Genomic DNA, 21,649 nt, shown 5'->3' with positions numbered 1-21,649 from the left:
AAGGTTGATGATTCGGAGGATGTCAGCAGGTCTTGAGGGGAGTTAGGACGAGCTTTTCCCCCTCCAGATGGATTTGTACCGGCTTGCTGGTGAGGGCCTTTTCCGCGCCGGGCTCGAAGGTGCGATACACCCCGGCAATGGAAGTCAGTTCCGCCTCGAAGCAGGTGGTAAAGATGCGGGCATTGACGTCGCCCCGGGCGCCGGCCAGGGCGCGGCCCCGCAAGGGGGCATAGACGTGGATGTGGCCATCGGCAATGACCTCGGCCCCCGGGCTGACCATGGCCAGTACCACCAGATCACCGCCTCGGGCATAGACCTGCTGGCCGGAGCGCAAGGGCTTGTCCAGGACCAGGGTGGCGGCGGGGAGCGGGGCTGCCGGCACGGGGGCAGCGACCGGCGCAATATCCAGTTCGCTTTGGCTCGGCACGGCGGCAACCGGTGCTGCGGGTACGGATTCGGCGGCAGGGGCTTCAGGTTCGCTGCGCCGTGCGCCGTGGCGGACAGCCGTTTCGGCTTCCTCGACGATGACCAGGCCGGCCACCCGGGCCGCTGCGGCCTGATCGGCGCTGCTGTTGCGGATGCCGATCGGGGCTAGCCGGTAGCGGCGCAGCAGGGGCAGCAGTTCCGACCAGTCCAGGGATACGTCGCCAGGAAGCTCGCCCAGATCGATGATGGTGGGTTCGAAACTGAAAAAATCGGATTCGGGGCCGTACTGGTCGGAAAGGCTGTCGGCCAGGGAGGGCAGGTCTGCCGAGCGGAGCGTAGCCTGCAATACCGTCATGGCCAGGGTGGTGCCCTTGATTTCGAGCAGGGCAAGGGACTTGGGGGCTGACTTCATGGGGGCCCGGGGGCTTGGATGTGGAAACCGCAAGTTTACCAGACAGTTGGCGGGTTTCCGCCACCGTCTGCATCCTTGTCAAGGACGCCGGCATGAATCGGTGGGGGAGTGGGGGTAAGGTTGGGAAAACGGCAATGTTGCGTTGCAAAAAACGGTATACACTGGCGGTCCTCCGGATGCCCTTACGGGCCTCCGTGGCGAGGAGCGCCTTATTTTTGGGTTCTCCCCGCCGGCATTCCCGAAGCCGCAGGCGTGCACCGAAAATATCGGCAGACGTTGAAAAAGCGGCGGGAGTGCATCGAAGCGCTGTCAGTCATCTCTTTCGGGAGTTCGCATGCACGATTCCGTTCAGACCACCAAGTCGCGCCTGGCCGCACTGGCCCTGGCCGCACTGGGCGTGGTTTATGGCGACATCGGGACCAGCCCGCTGTACGCCATGAAAGAAGTTTTTGCCGGAAACCACCCTATCCCCCTGACCGAGGCCAATGTGCTCGGCAGCCTCTCCCTCTTTTTCTGGGCCCTCATCATTGTGGTGTCCCTGAAATATGTGGCGTTCATCATGCGGGCTGACAATCGGGGCGAGGGGGGCATCATGGCCCTCATCGCCCTTGCCCTGCACGAGTCCCAGGGCAAGGCCAGGCGGCAGAAAATCATCATGGTCATCGGCATTCTCGGTGCCGCCATGTTCTACGGTGACGGCATGGTGACCCCTGCCATTTCCGTGCTTTCCGCCGTGGAAGGCCTGGAGATCGTAACCCCGAGCTTCAAGCCCTACATCATTCCCATCACCCTCTTTGTGCTGTTCGGCCTGTTTTTCATCCAGCGCCGGGGTACTGCCACGGTGGGGGTGCTGTTTGGTCCGGTGATGTTGGCCTGGTTTTCCACCCTGGCCCTGCTGGGCTTGTGGAACATCATGGCCAATCCCCACGTGCTGCTGGCGGCCAATCCCCTGTACGGCATCGAGTTCCTCTTTGCCAACAAGGCCATGGCCCTGGTGGCCATGGGCAACGTAGTGCTGGCGGTGACCGGCGCCGAGGCCCTCTATGCAGATATGGGGCATTTTGGCCGTAAGCCCATCCAGCTGGCCTGGTTCAGCTTCGTGCTGCCGGCCCTGGTGCTCAACTACTTCGGCCAGGGCGCCCTGATCTTGGACGACCCCGCCGCCGCCGCCAATCCCTTCTTCAACTCCGCCCCCGACTGGGCGGTCATGCCTCTGGTAGCCCTCGCGACCGTGGCCACCGTGATCGCCTGTCAGGCCGTCATTTCCGGCGCTTTCTCGGTGACCCGCCAAGCCATGCAACTCGGTTTCGTGCCGCGCATGGAAGTGCAGCACACTTCCGAGAAGGAGCAAGGCCAGATTTACCTGCCCGGTGTGAACTGGGGTCTTTTTGGTGCCGTAGCCGTGCTGGTGCTGGGCTTCAAGTCTTCCAACAACCTGGCGGCGGCCTACGGCATTGCCGTGACCGGCGACATGGTCATTACTTCCCTGCTGGCCACCGTGGTGGCAGCCAAAGTCTGGGGGTGGGGCTGGAGCCGCGCTGTGCTGCTGTTTGCCGGCTTCCTGGTGGTGGAATTGACTTTCCTGGCCGCCAACATCCTGAAGATTCCGGATGGCGGCTGGTTCCCCCTGGTGGTCGGCGTCTTCGTTTTCGTCCTCATGACCACCTGGAAGCGGGGCCGTCAGTTGCTGGCCGACCGCCTCAAGGGCGAAGCGCTGCAACTGCTGCCCTTTATCGACAGTATTGCCGTGGCGCCGCCTTCCCGGGTGCCGGGGACGGCCGTTTTCCTCAACGCTGACCCCAATGGCGTGCCCCATGCCCTGCTGCACAACCTGATGCACAACAAGGTGCTGCACGAGCGGGTGATCATGGTGTCGGTGCAGATTTTCGACGTGCCCTACGTGCCGGAGATTGACCGGGTGGAAGTGCATAAGCTTAAGGAGAACTTCTGGCGGGTCATCGTCCAGTATGGCTTCAAGGATGAACCGGACATTCCCCAGGCCCTCTCCCTCTGTGCCGACTCCGGCCTGACCTTCGAGATGCTGGAGACCTCCTTCTTCCTCGGCCGGGAGACCCTGATCCCCCGTCTTGGCTCGGAAATGGCCTTTTGGCGCGAGAAGCTCTTCATTGCCCTGTTCCGCAACGCCGGTAGTGCCACCAGCTTCTTCAAGATTCCCTCCAACCGGGTGGTGGAGTTGGGGACCCAGGTGGTTCTCTAGCCCTCCGGGGCGGCTGGGTGTTTGGCCCGGCCCCAAAGAAAAAGCCGCCCTCGGGCGGCTTTTTTTATTACCGGAGCCTTGGCTCACGCGTATTCCTGGTCCCCGTGCTTGCCGTTCACCAGCTTGCCGGCGGAGAGGGAGAGCATCAGCAGGGCGATGCGTTCGTGCATGATCAGGGTGTGATCGTTGCCGCTGTCCACCATGTGCTTGCGCAGGGCTTCCCGCACCTTGGGGGCGCCGGTGACGTCGATGACGATATCCACGTTGCTTTCCTGGCTCAGCAGTTCCATGAAGTTGTCGGTGACCTTGACGCCATGCTCCCGGGCCAGGGCGATGCCGGGCATGGAGAGGTCCAGGTCGGCGACGCCGAGGACGGTGACGAAGGGGGCGGTCAGCAGCTGCTTGAGCAGGGGGGTGCCGGTTTCGCCGGCGCCGACGACGGCAATGCGGAAGCCTTGCATGGTGTTGAAACTCCAGGTTCGAAAAACCGCCAGTCTGCCCGTGGATATAGTTTTACCGCTTGACTTACATCAATGCCGGCGGCCCTGTGCTGCCTGTGCCTCCGGCGAGTGACGTAAGTCCATCGCCCGGGGCAACCTTGGTGTAGCCTATCCAGAAGGCTTCGCAGCGCTGGCTGCCCTGTCATCAGGAGGAGGGGCCATGGCACATCCCGGCAAAGCAATGGCACGGCGGCAGCGGGGCCGCCTGTACCCGTTGCACATCCACATCGCTTACCTGTTCACCCTGCTGATCTTCGTCGCCTGTTCAGTCATCGGCTGGTTCAACTACCACCAGTCCCGACGCATCGTCCTCTCGGCCGCAGAGAATGTTTTCGAGCGCACCGCCCGGCAGACCGGCGATGACCTGGCGCGCCTTTACGGGCCCCTTGAAACCCTGGTGGAACTGCTCGTCCATCACCCCCTGACGACTGCCCCTGATCTCGACTCTCGCCTGCGATCCCTGCCCATGCTGCGTGAGAGCCTGGTCAAGAATCCCCGTCTCTCCGCCGCTTACGTGGGCTATCCCAATGGCGACTTCTTTCTCGTGCGCTCTCTCGACAATGCCGCTGTCGCCCTGGCCGTAGGCAGCCCCGAGGGGGCCCGCTTCCTGGTCCAGAGCATGGAGCGGCAGGGCCTCCACGGCGAGATGCGTCGCCCCACCTTTATCTTCTACGACGAATGGCTGCAGGAGCTGGCCCGCAGCCATCCTGCCGACTACACCTTCGATCCCCGCGGGCGGCCGTGGTTTCAGCGAGCTGCCGATGCTACCGAGCTAGTCCGCACCGATCCCTATGTCTTTTTCACCACCCGGGAAGTCGGCAAAACCTTCGCCCGCCAGGCGGCCGGTGGCGCGGTGGTGGCTGCCGACCTGACTCTGGCGGAGATTTCCGAATCCCTCGCCGATGCCGGCATCACGCCAGGCACTCAACTGGTGCTGGTGGATGGCCAGGGCCGTGTACTGGCGGACAAGGACGCTGCCCGCCTGTCGGCGGCCTCCGCCAGAAGCGGTGGCCGGCCCCCCCAACTGGCGGATCTGGGCTCCCCCGTGCTAGCCCGACTGGCGTCCCGGGAGGTATTGCCGCTGATCCAGGTGGATGGTCGCTACTGGCATAGTCGCGCCCTGCCGGTCGCCGCAGCGGGGGAAGCGCCAAACTACCTGCTGGTGGCGGCGCCGGAAGATGAATTGCTGGAAGAGGCAGTGCGCATCCGCAACTACACCCTGTGGGTCACCCTGGGCCTCATTGCCCTGGCCATCCCCGGCACCTGGTGGCTGGCCCGGCGGATTTCCAGCGAGTTGAAGGATCTGATCCGCGAGGCGGCGGAGATTCGCCGCTTCCGCTTCGACGGGGCGCCGGCCAAGGGCTCCTCCATCTGGGAAATCAATGAGCTATCCCGCTCCATGAACCAGATGAAGGGCACCATCCGCAAATTCCTCGATATTTCCGCCACCCTGGCATCGGAGCGCAATTTCGACCGGCTGCTGGCCCGGGTGCTGCAGGAAACCCTGGCCAGCGCCGAGGCCTGCGGCGGCATCGTCTACCTGATGCCCGACAATGGCCGGGGGTTGCTGCCGGCCTCCCTGCTCTGGCATGAAGCCGCGACAGAGGCAGCCGAGAACGGCGGGGAGGATGAGGCTGGAGAAACCACCACGACGGCTCGGATAGTGGACGCATCCCGCCTGCCGGGCCTGGCCTTCATCGCCTCCCCCCGGGAAACCCATCCCCTCCTGCTGGCCGCCCAGGAGGCTCGCACCCAGGTGCTGGAAGTGCCGCCCCAGCGGCCCGCCGGCATGGAGTTCCTGGATAGTGAAGGCAGCGCCCTGGTGGGCCAGCCGGTGCTGCTGGTCGCCCTGCCCCTGAAGAACCGGGCCCAGGAGGTGATCGGGGTGCTGGCCCTGTTCCTTCCCGGCAGTGCCGAAGCGCCGGCGCCGGAGCGCATTTCCTTTATCGAGGCCCTGTCCGGAGCTTCCGCCGTGGCCATCGAGAACCAACGCCTGATCCAGTCCCAGAAGGCCCTGCTGGAAGGGCTGATCCGCCTGATGGCCGGCGCCATCGATGCCAAGAGCCCCTATACCGGCGGCCACTGCCAACGGGTGCCGGAGCTGACCAAGATGCTGGCGCGGGCCGCCTGCGAGGCCGATAGCGGCCCCTACGCCGGCTTCTCCATGGACGAGGAGGCCTGGGAGGCCCTGCACATCGCTGGCTGGCTCCACGACTGCGGCAAGGTGACGACGCCGGAATACGTGGTGGATAAGGCCACCAAGCTGGAAACCCTGTACGACCGTATCCATGAAGTGCGGATGCGCTTCGAGGTGCTGAAGCGGGATGCGGAGATCGACTTCTGGCAGCAGGTCGCCGCAGGCGGCGATGCCGCCACCCTGCGACAGGCCCTGGAGGCCCAGTGGGCGGTGCTGGACGAAGAGTTCGCCTTCGTCGCCGCCTGCAACGAAGGCAGCGAGTTCATGGCGCCGGAAAAGCAGGCCCGCCTCCAGGCCATCGCCTGCCGCACCTGGCGGCGCACCCTGGATGACCGGCTGGGCATCTCCTGGGAGGAGGGGCAGCGCAAGGCACACCAGCCTCCGGCTACCCTGCCGGTCACGGAGGCGTTGCTGGCGGACCGGCCCGAGCATCTGCTGGAGCGCGCACCGCGGGATCTGATGCCGGCGGAAAACCCCTGGGGCTTCCACCTCCAGGTACCGGCGTGGAAATTCAACCGGGGGGAGCTGCACAACCTCAGCGTCGGACGCGGCACCCTGTCGGAAGAGGATCGCTACATCATCAACGACCACATCGTTCAGACCATCATCATGCTCGAAGCCCTGCCTTTCCCCCTGCATCTGCGCCAGGTGCCGGAGCTGGCCGGCGGGCATCACGAGCGCATGGATGGGCGGGGCTATCCGCGGGGCCTGAAGGGCTCAGAAATGAGTCCCCAGGCCCGCATGATGGCCATTGCCGACATCTTCGAAGCCCTGACCGCCGTGGATCGGCCCTACAAGAAAGGCAAGACACTCTCCGAGGCGCTCGCCATCATGGCCCGCATGGTGCAGGAGCAGCATATCGACCGGGAGTTGTTCGAACTCTTCCTGCGCACCGGGGTGTATCGCCAGTACGGGGAACGCTACCTGCAGGCCCGCCAGATCGACGAGGTGGATGTAGCGGCCTTGCTGGCCTGAGGCCTGCCGCGACCTGGGATCATCTCCCGGCCCCCGCAGGGTGGCGTTCGGCTTTGGTGTTTTGGGTGGTTGGGCGCCTGTCAGGCGGCTTTTCTCCTTCGTTGCGGCCTATTTCACGGCGCTTGCCAGATCAATGGCATAGGCTGTGCGGCGGTCCACATCACATCTTCTTTCGGAGTCCTTGCCCATGAGCCGTTTCTCCCACCTTGCCGGCCTGCTGGCCGCCTCCCTGATCCTTCCTGCTACCGCCTTTGCCCAGTCCACCCTCAGCGTCGATTGGCGCTGGCAGAAAAGCCACCTCTGCGACAACACTTCGCCTGCCCTGGAGATCGGCGGCATTCCCGAAGGCACCCGTTCACTGGTGGTGTCGATGAACGACGTGGATTTTCAGAATAAGGATCACGGTGGCGGTACGGTGCCCCATGCCGGCGGTGTGACCGCCAGCCTTGGTGAAGGCGCGCTGAAGCGCTATCTGGGCCCCTGCCCGAACAATTTCGGCTCCTTCGGCCACGATTACCGCATCACCGTGCGGGCCCTCGCCGAAGACGGACAGACCGAACTGGGGCGCGGTGTGGCGACCAAGAATTTCTCTGCCCGTAGCGCTCCCTGAGCATCAGCAAGGCCGATTGGTGCTGCGGCACCCGAGTCGGCCCAGTCTGACAACGCCCCGGCAATTCGCGCGGGGCGTTGTCATTTCAGCCGGTGGTGGGCCGGGCTGGCGGCAAGAAGTGGAGCCTTGGGGGCGGGAGAGTCAGCCGATGCGGTGCAAGGGCTGGATGGGGCCGGTTTCCGGTTGCAGGGTGGCGTGACTGATGGCCCAGCGCTCCTGCAGGGTCCGGCGCAGGGCGGCCAGGATGGTTGGCCAGTCTTCCAGCCGGGCAATCTGCAGGTGGGCCGTGAGCATGGTTTCCCCGTCGCCGACGCTCCACACGTGCAGGTCGTAGACACCGAGAACGCCGTCCGTATCGGCCAGGGCGGCCTGTATGTCGGCGCTGGAAAGGTGGCGCGGGGTGGCCTCCATCAGGGCATGCAGGGCCTCCTTGAGCAGGCGCAGGCTGGAGAGGGAGATGAGCAGGGCAATGCCGGCGGCCAGCAGGGGGTCGGCCTGGCGCCAGCCGGTGTAGTAGACGATGGCCCCGGCAGCAATGGCCGCGACGGAACCGAGCATGTCGCCCATGACGTGCAGCAGGGCGGCCCGGGTATTGAGGGAATGGCTGTCGCCCCGGCTGAGTATCCAGGCCACCAGGACATTGACCAGCAGTCCGCCGACGGCGACGGCCATGACGGCCGGGCCGGCGACCGGGGCCGGGGTGTGGAAGCGTTCCACGGCTTCCACCAGGATCGCCACTACCAACGCCAGCATGGCCAGGCTGTTGAGCAGGGCCGCCAGCACTTCCGCCCGGCCGAGGCCGTAGGTGTGGCGATGGCTGGGTGGGCGGCGCGCCACCCAGGCTGCGGCAGCGGCCAGGGCCAGGGCCACGCCGTCATTGACCATGTGCCCAGCATCGCCAATGAGGGCGAGGGAGCCGCTCCAGGCGCCGGCCAGGGCCTCTACCCCGGCAAAGCCCAGGGTCAGTAGCGTCGCCGGCAGCAGGCCACGACCGTTGTTGCCGTGACCATGAGCGTGGATGTGCGCATGGCCATGGCTGCAGGCGTGGGGATGGTCGTGGGCCATGTCAGAGTCTACGGATCTTGGTCAGCAGCGCCGTGGTGGATTTTTCGTGCAGGAAGGGGACGGAATGGACGCTGCCGCCCCAGCTTCGTACTTCGGTGGCGCCGACGATGCGGTCGGGGGCCCAGTCGCCGCCCTTCACCAGCACTTCTGGCCGGGCTTCCAGAATGCGCTGCAGGGGCGTGTCTTCGTCAAACCAGGTCACCAGGTCTACGCAGCCCAGGGCGGCCATTACTGCCAGACGGTCTTCAAGGCGGTTTACCGGTCGGTCATCGCCCTTGCCTAGGCGCTTGACCGAGGCGTCGGTGTTGAGGGCCACAACCAGCGCGGCGCCCAGGGCCCGGGCCTGGGCCAGGTAGGTGACGTGGCCCCGATGCAGAATGTCGAAACAGCCGTTGGTAAACACCAAAGGGCGGGCCAGTCGGACCGCCCTCTCCGCCAGTTGCTCGGGGGGACAGATCTTGGCTTCGAAGGCGGGGGGGGCGTAAGTGGAGGTGGCGTTCATGGCGGGATCTTGGCAATTTATGGCGGTATTGATGCGGGCCCTGGCGGCAATGCACCGCTGGCGCAGCAGGATTGGCGCGGCCCAAGGATAGCATGGGGCGGCAGGCCGCCCGGCGGTGCGGGCAATCCCTTATATGACTACATACGGTTACGTATGTTAGGATGCCTTTCCCCCAAAGGAGACAAGAGGAGAGGCAAATATGCCCCCAGACGCAACCGGCGCTGCCAGCGCCCGGACGGCCCGGGCCGTTACCCTGGCGGTGGTCATCGCCGCCTACATGCTGTCCTTCTTCCACCGCTTCGCCCCGGCCGGCATTGCCCATGACCTGACCCTGGCTTTTCAGACCACGGCCGCTTCCCTGGGTGCCCTGGCAGCCACCTATTTTTACGTTTACACCCTGATGCAGGTGCCAACGGGAATCCTGGTGGACACCCTGGGGCCCCGGCGCATCCTGCTGATTGGTGGGCTGGTGGCTGCGGTGGGCAGCGTGCTGTTCGGCCTGGCCGACAGCCTCAATGGCGCCCTGGTGGGGCGCACCCTGGTGGGGCTGGGGGTCTCGGTGACCTTCATCGCCATGCTCAAGATCATTGCCGTCAGCTTTGACGAGCGGCGCTTCGCCACCCTGGTCGGTGCTTCCATGCTGGTGGGTAACCTGGGTTCGGTGCTGGCCGGCGCCCCGCTTTCCCTGCTGGCTCAGACGGTTTCCTGGCGCAGCATCTTCGTCGGTGCCGGCGTGCTTTCCCTGCTGCTCGGTCTCGCCTGCTGGCGCTTCGTCAAGGACAGCGCCGGCCAGGGCAGTGAGGCACCCCGTTTCGATCGTACCGTGGTGCTGGGCGGCCTGGCCTCGGTGCTGAAGAACCGGGCTACCTGGCCGGCGGTGGTGGTGAATTTTGGTCTGGCCGGCAGCTTCTTTTCCTTCGCCGGCCTGTGGGCCACGCCCTATCTGATGCGGGTGCACGAGCTGACCCGGGCCCAGGCCTCGTCTCATCTTTCCCTCTACTTCGCCGGCTTTGCCCTGGGTTGCTTCTTCATCGGCACCCTGTCGGACCGCCTGGGCAAGCGCAAGCCGGTGATCATCGTCGGCGCGGCCCTTTACTGCCTGCTCTGGCTGTTCTGGCTGACCAACATCCGCTTGCCCCTGGCCGCCTCCTACACCTTGTTCGGTCTCATGGGGCTGAGCACCGCCAGCTTTGCCCTGACCTGGGCCTGTGCCAAGGAAGTGAACCCGCCTCAGCTGTCTGGCATGTCCACCAGCGTGACGAATATGGGCGGCTTCCTGGCCGGTGCCCTGTTGCAGCCCATGGCCGGCTGGGCCATGGATCAGGTGTGGGACGGCGCCCTGGCCAATGGCGTGCGGGTTTACGGCCCCGATACCTTCCGCGTTGGTATGGCCTGCATGGCGGTGGCAGCACTCATCGGCTTCTTTGCCAGCTTCTGGATCAAGGAAAGCGGTTGTCGCAACATCTGGCAGGCGCCCCGGCCGGAGGCATGAAAAAGGGCGCGGTGGTTGCCTCGCCCTGTAGGCTGTCTTGAAGCCCCGCCAGCCTGTGCTGCCGGGGCTTTGTCCTTGGGTACTTACAGCAGGTTCATCTTGCGTGCAGCCTCCCGCAGCTCACCGCGGAAGTCAGGATGGGCGATGCCGATCAGGGCTTCGGCCCGCTGCTTGGCGCTCTTGCCCCGCAGTTGGGCGACGCCATACTCGGTAACCACGTAGTTGATGTCGTTCTTGCTGGTGGTGACGTGGGTGCCCGGGGTGAGGGTGGGGACGATACGGGAGATGGTGTCGTCCTTGGCCGTGGAGGGCACCACGATGAAGGCCTTGCCGTCCTTGGAGCGGTTGGCGGCGCGCACGAAGTCGGCCTGGCCGCCAGTGCCGGAGTAGGGGGAGAAGCCCAGGCTCTCGGAACCGCACTGGCCCAGAAAATCCACCTGCATGGTGGCGTTGATGGCCATCAGCTTGTCGTTCTGTGCGGCGAGGAACGGGTCGTTGGTGAATTCCACCGGATGCATTTCCAGGGCCGGGTTGCGGTGCATGAACTTGTACAGCTTGCCGGAACCCAGGGCGAAGGTGGCCACGGATTTGCCGGGCATGAAGGTCTTCTTGTGGTTAGTGACCGCACCGGCCTCGATCAGGGAGAGGATGCCGTCGCCGATCATTTCGGTGTGGATACCCAGATCGTGCTTGTGCTTCAGCTGCATCACCACGGCATCGGGAATGCCGCCGTAGCCGATCTGCAGGGTGGAGCCGTCATCGATCAGGTCGGCCACGTACTTGCCGATGGCTTCCTGCACCGGGCCGATGGTGGGCAGGCCCACTTCCAGCACCGGGTCGCTGCTTTCGGTAAGGGCGGTGACCTGGGAAACATGCACGTGACAGTTGCCGAAGGCAAAGGGCACGTTGGGGTTCACTTCGAGGACGATGGCCCGGGCCTTCTTCACCGCCGCCATGGTGTAGTCAGGGCCCAGGGAAAGGGCGAAGTAGCCATGTTCATCCATGGGCGAGGCCATGGAGAAGACCACGTCGGCCGGGGTCAGGCCGCGCTCGATCAGGGCCGGGATTTCGGAGAAATAGTTGGGGATGAAATCAACCCAGCCGGCCTGGCCGCCGGGGCGGGTGGCGCCGCCGTAGAAGTAGGCGGTGTGGCGCACGTTGTCCCGGGTTTCCGGGTCGATGTAGCCATATTTGCGCAGGGCCAGGATCTGGGAGACGGTGACGCCGCGGTAATTGCGGCGGGCCTCGGAGAGTGCCGTCAGCAGGGCAGGGGGCTCACCGACACCGGTGGGCACGACGATGGTGTCGCCGTTCTGGACGCAGCCGATGGCGTCCGACGGGTTCATGCGCTTTTGCTGGTATTGATCCTGAAAGTCCATCTGGTCTGTCTCCTCTGTCCTCTGTTTTTACCGGGACGGAATCCCGGTCCGCCGGGGTGCCCCGGGGCGGACAATATTATACAGCACTCCATACGAGTGCGTATGGAGTGGGTGGCCGTAAGGAACGGGGGTAGGAACAGCGTACGGGAGCCGGTTTGGGCGGCTTCAGGAGGCGGTGCCGAGGAGGACGGCGATGTGCTCGGCGTCCACTGCCTTGGAGAAGAAGTGGCCCTGGATTTCGGCGCAGGCCCTGGCCTTGAAAAAGCCCGCCTGGTCGGCAGTTTCCACCCCTTCAGCCACCACCTTGAGGTTCATGGACTGGGCCATGGAAATGATGGCGTCGACGATGACGGCGTCGTCCTCGCTGCGGGTCACGTCGGAAACCAGGGAACGGTCGATTTTCAGGGTGTCCACCGGCAGGCGGCGCAGGATGTTGAGATTGGAATAGCCGACGCCAAAATCGTCCAGGGTGATGCCCACGCCCAGTTGCTTGAGTTCCGTCAGCACCCGCATGTTGCGCTCGGTGTCGTACATCAGGGCGGCCTCGGTGAATTCCAGTTCGAACCAGCGGCCCTCCACCCCTTCTTCTTCCAGGATGGCGCTTACCGCCTCGGCAAAATCCGGCTGGCGCAGCTGGGCTTCGCAAAGGTTGATGGCGATGGGCACCAGGGCCAGGCCCCGGCTACGCCACTCGGCCAGCTGCCGGGCCGCCCGGCGCAGCACCCAGAGGGAGAGGGGTAGCACCAGGCCGCTTTCCTCCGCCAGGGGGATGAACTGGTCCGGCAGCAGCAGGCCCCGCTCCGGGTGGTGCCAGCGGATCAGGGCCTCCAGGCTGAGCACCCGGCCGCTGGGGTTGTCCACCTGGGGCAGGTAGTGCAGGGCAAACTCGTCGCGGTCCAGGGCCCGCCGCATGGCGTTTTCCAGGGTCAGGCGGAAGAGGGCGCCCTGTTCCAGTTCGGGGCTGAAGAACTGGTAGTTGTTGCGGCCCACATTTTTGGCCCGGTACATGGCCAGGTCCGCGTTCTTCATCAGGGTTTCCGGATCGGCGCCATCCCCGGGGTAGCAGGCGATGCCCACGCTACCGGTGACGGCCAGCTCATGGCCTTCGAAATACACCGGCTGGGCCAGTGCAGCGAGAATTTTCTCGGCCACCAGGGCAGCACTGGAGGAGGTGTCCAGGCCGGTCAGCAGCACCACGAACTCGTCGCCCCCCTGGCGGGAAACCGTATCTTCTTCCCGCACGCACTGGCGCAGACGCTCGGCCACCTGTTTCAGCAGTTCGTCGCCCACCCGGTGGCCGAGGGTGTCATTGACCACCTTGAAACGGTCCAGATCCACGAACATCAGGGCCACCGCCTGGTTGTAGCGGCGGGCATGGAGCAGGGCCTGGTTGAAGCGGTCGTTAAAGAGCACCCGGTTGGGCAGGTCGGTGAGGGCGTCGTAATGGGCCAGGTAGTGGATGCGGGCTTCCGCCTCCTTGCGCTCCGAAATGTCGGACCACATGGCCACGTAATTGAGGACCGCGCCTTCCGGCGACAGCACCCGGTCCAGGGTCAGCCATTCCGGGTACAACTCGCCGTTGCGTCGGCGGTTCCAGATTTCGCCGCGCCAGTGGCCGTTCTGGTTGATGGCGGCCCACATTTCCCGGTAGAAATTGTCGCTCTGGATGCCGGATTGCAGCAGGCGGGGATTGCGCCCCAGCACTTCGCTGCGGGGATAGCCGGTGATGCGGGTGAAGGCCGGATTCACGTCCACGATGCGGTTTTCCGTGTCGGTGATCATGATGGCTTCGCTGGAAGCGCGGAAGACGGTGGCCGTGAGGCGATGCTCGGCCTCCAGGCGGGCGGTGCGGGCACAGGCGGTGACCGCATCGAGCAGGGCCTGGGCCCGCAGCGGCTTGAGGACGTAGCGTTCCACCCCGATGTCAATGGCGTCGAGGAGGACGCTGCTGTCGCTGTGGGAGGTGGTGATGATGATGGGGGTGACGGGGCTTTCCGCCTTGATCTGGCGGGCCAGGGAGAGGCCGTCCCGCTGGGGCATGACCAGATCGGAAACCACCAGGTCCGGCTCGTGCTGGCGGAACAGGCGTAGCCCTTCCTCACCATCGGCCGCTTCCCACAGAGTGCCCACGTGGCGGGAAAGAATGCCGGCCGCCGCGCAACGGGCTACCGCATCGTCCTCCACCAGCAGGACCCGCAGGCCGCGCAGAATCTCGCGTTCCGGGGCGTCCTGAGGGTGGGCGGTTTCCAGGCGGAAGTTCATGTCGGCAGCGGAAGGGGCCGTTAAAAGCAGGTATTCTAGCGCCTAATCCCCTGATGTCATTCCAATTTTTTCGTTTGGCATATCTCCTATGCGCATCCTCCTTGTGGAGGACGACCCCCTGTTGGGGGACGGCCTCCAGGTCGGTCTCGGCCAGGCCGGCTTCACCGTGGACTGGCTGCGGGACGGCGCCCAGGCTGCGGCAGCCCTGGCCGGGCCGGAAGCCCGGGCCTTCGCCGCGGTGGTCCTCGATCTCAATCTGCCTCAGCTCTCCGGCCAGGAGGTGCTGCGTCGCTGCCGCAGCGGCGGCAATGCCGTGCCGGTGCTGGTGCTGACGGCCCGGGATACCGTCCCTGACAAACTCACCGCCCTCGATGGCGGGGCTGACGACTACCTGGTCAAACCTTTCGATCTGGACGAACTGGGGGCCCGCCTGCGCGCCCTGATCCGCCGTAGCCATGGCCGGGCTGCACCCCTGCTCTGCCATGGCGAACTGTGCCTGGACCCGGCAGCACGCCGGGTGACCCAGGGCGGGCAGCCGGTGGAACTTTCCGCCCGAGAATTCGCCCTGCTCGAAGCCCTGTTGGGGGGCGCCGGCCGTGTGCTCACCCGCCGCCAGTTGGAAGAGGCAGCCTACGGCTGGGAAGAGACGGTGGACAGCAATGCGGTGGAAGTGCACATCCACCACCTGCGGCGCAAGTTCGGCAGCGAGCTGATCCGCACCGTGCGGGGGGTCGGCTATCTGGTGGACCCGGCAATATCCGGGAGCGCCCCATGAACATGCCGCCCCCCCCGCCCAGCATGCCGACGCCTCCCGCCTATTCCCTGCGGCGGCGCCTGCTGCTGCTGTTGCTCGCAGTGTCGGCCCTGATCTGGGTGGCCACCATTGCGGCCGCCTTCCTGCGCGCCCACGACTTGGCCGACGATATTTTCGACGCTCACCTGCAACAGACTGCCCGGCTGCTCCTCGCCATCGAGCACAGTGGTGGCGATGTGGATGTGCTGCCGGCCCCCGGGGCGGCGGGGGGCGAGGTGCTGTTCCAGATCTGGTATCACAGCCCCCAGGGGATGGTGCTGCAACTGCATTCTGCCGGCGCCGGCCAGTCGCCCCTGACGGCCGCCGAAGGCTTTGCCGAAACCCCCTGGCGAGATGGTGAATGGCGCTTCTACAGCGAATGGAGCAGTGACGGCCAGCGCCAGGTGCAGGTCGCCCAGAGCCACGACATCCGCTATGCCCTGGCCCAGGAAGCCGCCATGCGCCTGCTGGCCCCCCTCATCCTCGGCCTACCGCTCCTCGCTGCCGCCCTCTGGGTGGCCGTGGGCCGGGGCCTGGCGCCCCTGAAGCGCATTGCCGCCCAACTCGAGCGCCGTCCGCCGGATGCCGCCACGCCCTTGGGCAGCGGCCCGCTGCCGGAGGAGGTGGCGCCCCTGGTGCAGGCCCTGGATGGCCTCTTCGCCCGCATCGCCCGGCTGCTGGAAAACGAGCGGCAATTCACCGCCAATGCCGCCCACGAACTGCGCACCCCCCTGGCCGCCCTCAAGACCCAGGCCCAGGTGGCGCTGCGGGCGGCGGAAGGGGAGGTGCGGCAGCGCGCTCTGCTGCATGTGCTGGAAGGCACGGAGCGCCTGGGGCGGCTGGTGGAGCAGTTGCTGACCCTGGCCCGCCTCGATCCGGGGGCCGGTCTCACCTTGCAGACGCTGGATCTCGCCCCCCTGGCCCAGGAGGCCTGCGCCCTGCTGGTGCCGGCCGCCCAGGCCCGCCAGGTGAGCCTCAGCCTGGAGTGCGGCGATGGGGAGCCGCCTGATCCAGGCGGCGCCGCGCCGGTGGGCATCCTCATCCCCGGCAATCCGGACCTGCTGCGCATCCTCCTGCGCAATCTGGTGGATAACGCCGTGCGTTACACCCGGGAAGGTGGCCACGTCTGGGTGCGCCTGGGGCTGGATGGCCCGGCCGGCGGCCCCCGCCAGGTGCTGCTGACCGTGGCCGACGACGGCCCGGGCATTCCCGCCGAAGCCCGTGAACAGGCCCTGCGCCGCTTTTCCCGCCTGGAGCCCGGGCGGGCCGAGGGCAGTGGCCTGGGGCTTTCCATCGTCGCCCGGGTGGCCGAACTGCATGGCGCCGCCCTTTCCCTGGGCGTCGGGCCTGAGGGGCAGGGCTTGCGGGTGCTGGTGGTGTTTCCGGCGGCGTGACGGCGGGCGCGACGGGCAGGTTCGCAGCGCTTATCCTCGGCAAGCCGGGAGGTCGCCGGCCCTCAAGGCCCGGCTAGAACAGGTCCAGCTGGCGCTCGTCCGCCGCCCGGCGGCGGCCTGCCGGGGCCAGTTGGGGCGGCGTGAAGCGGCTGCAGTCCTGGGGGGCAAAGCCGCAAAAGCCCAGGCGCCGCGAGGCCAGGGCAAAGCGCTGGGCCAGCAGGTCGGCGTAGTGGCCCAGGCCCGTCATGCGGCTGCCGAAGCGGCTGTCGTTGCCGCCATAAGCCGTGCCGCCCCGCAGGTCGTAGAGCACGGCCATGACCCGGGCCGCCTTCTGGGGCGCGTGGTGTTCGAGCCAGCGGCGGAACAGTTCCGCTACCTCCCGGGGCAGGCGTAGCACCGTGTAGGCCGCAGCCACGGCGCCGGCTTCCCGGCTGGCGGCTAACACTTTTTCCAGCTCATGATCGTTGAGACCCGGCGCGATGGGGGCCGCCAGCACGCCCACCGGCACCCCAGCCCGGGTCAGGGCGGCCATGGCCTCCAGGCGGCGTTTTGGGCTGGCAGCCCGGGGTTCCCAGCGGCGGACCAGTTCCGGGTCCAGGGTGTTGAGGGAGAACGTCACCTCCGCCAGGCCCTCGGCGGCCATGGGGGCGAGCAGGTCGATGTCGCGCTCCACCAGGGCGGATTTGGTGACGATGCTGACCGGGTGGCGGGTTTCCGCCAGTACCTGCAGCATCCGCCGGGTGGTGCCCAGCTGGCGTTCCACCGGCTGGTAGACGTCGGTGTTGGTGCCCAGGGCCAGGGGGGCGCATTGGTAGGCCGGGTGGGCCAGTTCCTGGCGCAGCAGGGCGGCGGCATCGGCCTTGTGGAGGATGCGGGTCTCGAAGTCCAGCCCGGGGGAAAGGCCCACCCGGGCGTGGGTGGGCCGGGCGTAGCAATAAATGCAGCCGTGCTCGCAGCCCCGGTAGGGGTTGGCCGAGCGGTCAAAGGGCAGGTCGGGGGACTGGTTGCGGGTGAGGATGCTGCGGGCAGCTTCGGGGATGATCTCGGTGGCCGGCGGGGCTGCGTCCTTGTCAGCATCGTCGGCGGCGCATTCCCAGCCGTCGCTCCAGGCTTCCCGGCGCCAGGCCTCGAAACGCGGGTCTGGATTGCCGATGGCGCCCCTGCCCTTGTGCGCCGGGGGCGGCAGGGCTTCGGAGAAAAACGGCAGGTCGGGCGCGCATTCGTCCATCGCGCCAGTATATCCCCCGCAGATATCCGCCAGCGGGCCATTCCTCCGGTGGTTCCCGGCTTCGCCGGGCCGGGGCTTTGGCGTAGAATCACCCGCTTTCCCTTTTGCCTGGCGCCCCGGTGGGTGCTGCCGTTCCGAGGTCTGCGTCATGACGTCCCAGAAAATCGCTTCCCATGCCACCAAGCCCGTCACCGATGACGTGCGTATTCGCGAGATCAAGGAGCTGGTGCCGCCCGCCCACGTCTTCCGCGAGTATCCCGTGAGCAACCGGGCCGCCCAGACCACCTACAACGCCCGCCAGGGCATCCACCGCATTCTCCACGGCGCCGACGACCGGCTGCTGGTGGTGATCGGCCCTTGCTCCATCCATGACTACGAAGCCGCCATGGAATACGCCCAGCGCCTGGAGAAGGAAGCCGAGCGCCTGAAGGAAGACCTGCTGGTGGTGATGCGCGTCTACTTTGAAAAGCCCCGCACCACCGTGGGCTGGAAGGGCCTCATCAACGACCCGCGCATGGACGGCTCCTTCCGCATCAACGAAGGCCTGCGCCTGGCCCGCAAGATCCTGCTGGATGTGAACGAGACGGGCCTCTCCTGCGCCACCGAGTTCCTCGACACCATCAGCCCCCAATACACGGCCGACCTGATCGCCTGGGGCGCCATCGGCGCCCGCACCACCGAATCCCAGGTGCACCGCGAGTTGGCCTCCGGCCTCTCCTGCCCGGTGGGCTTCAAGAACGGCACCGACGGCAATGTGCGCATTGCCGTGGACGCCATCCGTTCCGCCTCCGCCCCCCACCACTTCCTCTCGGTGACCAAGGGTGGCCATTCGGCCATCGTCTCCACCGCCGGCAATGAGGACTGCCACGTCATCCTGCGCGGTGGCAAGGCCCCCAACTACGATGCCGCCAGCGTGGATGCCGCCTGCAAGGACATCGCCGCCGCCGGCCTGGCCGCCCGCCTGATGGTGGATTTTTCCCACGCCAACAGCAGCAAGAAGTACGAGCGCCAGGTGGATGTGGCCAAGGACGTGGCCACCCAGCTGACCGCCGGTGAAGACCGCATCATGGGTGTGATGATCGAATCCCACCTGGTGGAAGGCCGCCAGGACATCACCCCGGACAAGCCCCTGGAATACGGCAAGAGCGTCACCGACGCCTGCATCGGCTGGGAAGATTCGGTGCGGGTGCTGGATATCCTGGCCCGGGCCGTGCGCGAGCGCCGCCTGGTGGAAGCGGCGGAATAAGGGCCTCTCGCCTTGGCGGAAAACTCCCTTCCCCCCTCCGAGCCTGTCGCCGCACCGTCGCCCGCCGGGGCGCCGGAGACGGCTGCCGCGCCTGTTAGCCCGGCCCCGGCCCCGGCCATCCCGCCGGCGGGTGCTGCATCCCGCGCGTTCCGGCAAGCCTGGCGTCAGGCCTTGGCCCTGGATCGCCTGCCCATGCCCCGCCTGGTGCTGGGGGTGGCGGCGGTGCTGCTGCTCTTCCGCATCTGGCTGGCGGCGGTTACACCGATCACCGGCGATGAAGCCTACTTCGCCTTCTGGGGCTGGAAGCCCACCTGGGGCTTCTATGACCACCCGCCCATGGTGGGCTGGTGGCTGGCGCCCCTCATGGCCATTTCCTGGGCCGAGTGGGTGGTGCGCCTGCCGGCCTTGCTGTTGCCCTTCGTCCTGGCCGGTCTTTCCGGCTGGCTGGTGCGCCGCTCCGGCATTGCCTTCGCCGAGGAGCGGGGCTGGCTGACGGCACTGCTGGTGCTGTTGCTGCCCACCTCGGTGTGGAACGTCTTCATCACCACCGACACCCCCCTGGTCTTTTTCTCCCTGCTTTCCGTGGCCGCCTACGTGGTGGCCCTGGAGCGTCAGGGCTGGCAGCGCTGGGCCTTCCATGCCTTGGCCGGGCTGATGCTGGGGCTGGCCTTCCTTTCCAAGTATTTCTCGGTGCTGCTGGGCGTCGCCTTCCTGGTGCACGTCGTTGTGGCGCGGCGGGAAGAAGGCTGGCGGCGCTTCGCCGAGTTCGCCCTGTTCGTCACCGTGGCCCTGCTGGGGCCGGCCCTCAACATCTGGTGGAACTGCGCCAACTGCTGGGCCAACATCATGTTCAACCTCTACAACCGGCACGAGAGTTCCGGTTGGGGCAAGTCCTGGGCCAATCCCTTCCTCTATGTGGTGACCCTGGGCTATGTGGCCACCCCCTTCCTCTTCGTCGCCCTGTGGAAGTTCCGCGACGAGGTGAAGCAGGCCGTGGCCCAGCCGGGCCTGGCTCGCACCGCCTTTTGGCTGGCCGCCGTGCCCCTGGGCCTGTTTGCCGCCCTGGCCCTGGCCAAGAAGATCGGCCTGCACTGGCTGCTGTCCTTCATCACCCTGCTCTGCATCCTCGCCGCCTCGGTGTTGCCGATGACCGCCCTGCGCCGGCTGGCGCTGTGGCTGGGAGGCTTTGCGGCGGTCCATGTGGTGTTGCTGCTGGGGCTCAACTTCGTGCCCCTGTCGGCCTGGGAGAGCACCAGCTTCCACCGCGGCATCGTCCTCACCTTCCGCACCCAGCAACTGCTGGAGCGCCTGGAACCCTACGCCAACGATTACGTCTTCGCCTCCGACGGCTATTCCAATGCGGTGACCCTGGGCTACAACGCCCGGCGCTACTTCATCGTCTTCGGCGTGGCTTCCTCCCATGCCCGGCACGACGACATCCTCACCGACTTCCGCGAGCTGGATGGCAAGAACATCCTGGTGCTGCGCAAGACCGAGCCCCAGCCCGGCGAATACGCTCCCTATTTCCGCGAGGTGCAGACCCTGGCCTTCCAGGTGGAAGGGGTGACCTTCTACCAGGTGCTGGGCCGCGGCTTCGATTTCCGCACCTACCGGGAGCGGGTGCTGCGGGAAGTGAAGAACCGCTACTACCGCATCCCCGGCTTCCTGCCCATGACGGATTGCTACTTCTGCGACCGCTACTTCCCCGGCGAGGTCTGCCGCTGATGGGCGGAAGCGCCCCCGCCCGGCCGCCCCGGGGCGGCCTCTGGCCCTACCTCAAGCTGCTGCGCCCGCACCAGTGGGTGAAAAACGGCTTCGTCTTTGTCGGCCTCATCTTCGGCGAAGCCGTGGGCAACGGCGATCTGCTGCAGGCCGTGGTCCTCGCGGCCCTGGCCTTCTCCCTGGCCGCTTCCAGCATCTACGTGGTGAACGACCTGGCGGACCGGGAAAAGGACCGCCTGCACCCGAAGAAGCGCCACCGCCCCCTGGCCGCCGGCACGGTGAACGTCACCGCCGCCCTGCTGCTGGCCGGTGCCTGCCTCTTCGGCGCCCTCATGCTGGCCTACAGCGTTTCCCTTACCGTGCTGGTGCTGGTGGCCCTCTACGGCGCCATGAACGTGGCCTACTCCATGGGCCTCAAGCACGTGGTGGTGCTCGACGTCTTCATCATCGCCGCCGGCTTCATGCTGCGCATCCTCGCCGGCACCCTCGGCGTCGGCATCGCCCCCTCCCACTGGCTGCTGGTCTGCGGCCTGCTGCTCACCCTCTTCCTCGGCTTCGCCAAGCGCCGCGCCGAGCTGAAAACCCTGGAAGACGACGCTGGCAGCCACCGCAAGGTGCTGGACGACTACGACCCGGTGCTGCTGGACCAGTTCATCACCCTTTGCGCCGCCGGCACCATCGTCACCTACAGCCTCTACACCGTAGCCCCCGAAACCGTGGCGGTGCACGGCAGCCAGTGGCTCATCGCCACCGTGCCCTTCGTGGTGTACGGCATCTGCCGCTACCTCTTCCGCCTGCACCGGCGGGGTGGCGGCGGCGACCCGGCAGCCGACCTGCTGGCCGACCCTCACCTCATCGCCGCCTTCCTCGGCTGGTTTGTGACGGTATTGCTGGTGCTATGAGGTATTGATGGCCTGGAGAGGCAAGCGGGGTGCGGAGTTCGCCCCCGTTGCCGTGGAGAACAAGCAAGGGCGCGGGGCCTGAAGAAGGTCCGCGCCCTTGTTGCGTTTGCGGGGTGTTTTTTGGGGGGCGTTCAGGGATTGCTTGGGTGTGGTTTGGCGTGGTCTGTGGATTGGCAGCTGTGTTTNGCCGTTGCCCGGCGGCTTACTTATTCTTGAATCGCCAAGAATAAGTAAGCAACAAGAAAGCGACCCTCACCCCCGGCCCTGCGCCAAACAGGGGGGATGGGGCGAGTGGGCGTTTGACTGCAAATGGCTGGGCGATCCCG

The 21,649-nt window shown here is 66.3% G+C and carries 16 protein-coding genes; 9 read left to right on the top strand and 7 right to left on the bottom strand.

The window, feature by feature from the left end; translation table 11 throughout:
• Positions 1–22 precede the first annotated feature (22 nt).
• Positions 23–838 carry a septum site-determining protein MinC gene (minC, locus tag AZSI13_RS09315; RefSeq protein ID WP_109040898.1) on the bottom strand — a complete coding sequence of 272 codons (816 nt, stop codon included), beginning with the start codon at positions 836–838 and terminating at the stop codon, positions 23–25.
• A gap of 334 nt (positions 839–1,172) precedes the next feature.
• On the opposite strand from minC, the gene AZSI13_RS09310 reads away from it, so the two are divergent.
• Positions 1,173–3,056, top strand: a complete 1,884-nt coding sequence (locus tag AZSI13_RS09310; RefSeq protein ID WP_109040897.1) for a potassium transporter Kup — start codon at positions 1,173–1,175, stop codon at positions 3,054–3,056.
• Positions 3,057–3,139: 83 nt separating this feature from the next.
• On the opposite strand, the gene AZSI13_RS09305 is transcribed toward AZSI13_RS09310, so the two are convergent.
• The gene (locus AZSI13_RS09305) at positions 3,140–3,517 is read right to left on the bottom strand and encodes an oxidoreductase (RefSeq protein ID WP_109040896.1); all 378 of its coding nucleotides are present in this window, start codon (positions 3,515–3,517) and stop codon (positions 3,140–3,142) included.
• A gap of 199 nt (positions 3,518–3,716) precedes the next feature.
• Here AZSI13_RS09305 and AZSI13_RS09300 point away from each other — a divergent pair, with 199 nt between their 5' ends.
• Entirely contained in the window at positions 3,717–6,728 is a 3,012-nt protein-coding gene (locus AZSI13_RS09300) for an HD domain-containing phosphohydrolase (protein WP_109040895.1), read from the top strand.
• A gap of 187 nt (positions 6,729–6,915) precedes the next feature.
• Positions 6,916–7,338, top strand: a complete 423-nt coding sequence (locus AZSI13_RS09295) for a hypothetical protein (RefSeq protein ID WP_109040894.1) — start codon at positions 6,916–6,918, stop codon at positions 7,336–7,338.
• A 141-nt stretch (positions 7,339–7,479) separates the two neighbouring features.
• Here AZSI13_RS09295 and AZSI13_RS09290 read toward each other — a convergent pair whose 3' ends face one another.
• Entirely contained in the window at positions 7,480–8,403 is a 924-nt protein-coding gene (locus AZSI13_RS09290) for a cation diffusion facilitator family transporter (protein ID WP_109040893.1), read from the bottom strand.
• Between the two features lies 1 nt (position 8,404).
• Complete coding sequence (gene rfaE2, locus AZSI13_RS09285) at positions 8,405–8,905, bottom strand: D-glycero-beta-D-manno-heptose 1-phosphate adenylyltransferase (RefSeq protein WP_109040892.1); 501 nt, start codon at positions 8,903–8,905, stop codon at positions 8,405–8,407.
• A gap of 199 nt (positions 8,906–9,104) precedes the next feature.
• Between rfaE2 and AZSI13_RS09280 the strand changes: the two genes are divergently transcribed.
• On the top strand, positions 9,105–10,397 hold the full coding sequence (locus AZSI13_RS09280; RefSeq protein WP_109040891.1) for an MFS transporter: 1,293 nt from the start codon (positions 9,105–9,107) through the stop codon (positions 10,395–10,397).
• A gap of 83 nt (positions 10,398–10,480) precedes the next feature.
• Here AZSI13_RS09280 and AZSI13_RS09275 read toward each other — a convergent pair whose 3' ends face one another.
• Positions 10,481–11,776 (bottom strand): acetyl-CoA hydrolase/transferase family protein, encoded by a 1,296-nt coding sequence (locus tag AZSI13_RS09275; protein WP_109040890.1) that lies wholly within the window; start codon positions 11,774–11,776, stop codon positions 10,481–10,483.
• 165 nt (positions 11,777–11,941) lie between these two features.
• Positions 11,942–14,038 (bottom strand): bifunctional diguanylate cyclase/phosphodiesterase, encoded by a 2,097-nt coding sequence (locus AZSI13_RS09270; protein WP_109040889.1) that lies wholly within the window; start codon positions 14,036–14,038, stop codon positions 11,942–11,944.
• Between the two features lie 88 nt (positions 14,039–14,126).
• Here AZSI13_RS09270 and AZSI13_RS09265 point away from each other — a divergent pair, with 88 nt between their 5' ends.
• Positions 14,127–14,813, top strand: a complete 687-nt coding sequence (locus AZSI13_RS09265; RefSeq protein ID WP_109040888.1) for a response regulator — start codon at positions 14,127–14,129, stop codon at positions 14,811–14,813.
• Entirely contained in the window at positions 14,810–16,225 is a 1,416-nt protein-coding gene (locus tag AZSI13_RS09260) for an ATP-binding protein (protein ID WP_109040887.1), read from the top strand. Before AZSI13_RS09265 ends, AZSI13_RS09260 begins: the two co-directional genes overlap by 4 nt.
• Before the next feature lie 73 nt (positions 16,226–16,298).
• On the opposite strand, the gene AZSI13_RS09255 is transcribed toward AZSI13_RS09260, so the two are convergent.
• Complete coding sequence (locus AZSI13_RS09255; RefSeq protein WP_109040886.1) at positions 16,299–17,453, bottom strand: PA0069 family radical SAM protein; 1,155 nt, start codon at positions 17,451–17,453, stop codon at positions 16,299–16,301.
• Between the two features lie 148 nt (positions 17,454–17,601).
• Between AZSI13_RS09255 and aroG the strand changes: the two genes are divergently transcribed.
• The 3 genes from aroG (at position 17,602) to AZSI13_RS09240 (ending at position 21,323) form a co-directional block, all read left to right on the top strand.
• Entirely contained in the window at positions 17,602–18,699 is a 1,098-nt protein-coding gene (gene aroG / locus AZSI13_RS09250; protein ID WP_109040885.1) for a 3-deoxy-7-phosphoheptulonate synthase AroG, read from the top strand.
• 171 nt (positions 18,700–18,870) lie between these two features.
• On the top strand, positions 18,871–20,424 hold the full coding sequence (locus AZSI13_RS09245; RefSeq protein WP_109040884.1) for a glycosyltransferase family 39 protein: 1,554 nt from the start codon (positions 18,871–18,873) through the stop codon (positions 20,422–20,424).
• Positions 20,424–21,323, top strand: a complete 900-nt coding sequence (locus tag AZSI13_RS09240; protein WP_109040883.1) for a decaprenyl-phosphate phosphoribosyltransferase — start codon at positions 20,424–20,426, stop codon at positions 21,321–21,323. Before AZSI13_RS09245 ends, AZSI13_RS09240 begins: the two co-directional genes overlap by 1 nt.
• Positions 21,324–21,649 lie beyond the last annotated feature (326 nt).

The sequence above is a fragment of the Azospira sp. I13 genome, assembly GCF_003112695.1.
Classification (GTDB): domain Bacteria; phylum Pseudomonadota; class Gammaproteobacteria; order Burkholderiales; family Rhodocyclaceae; genus Azospira.
Note: the sequence above shows the minus strand (reverse complement) of the source record. Positions and strands in the feature narration are given on the sequence as shown.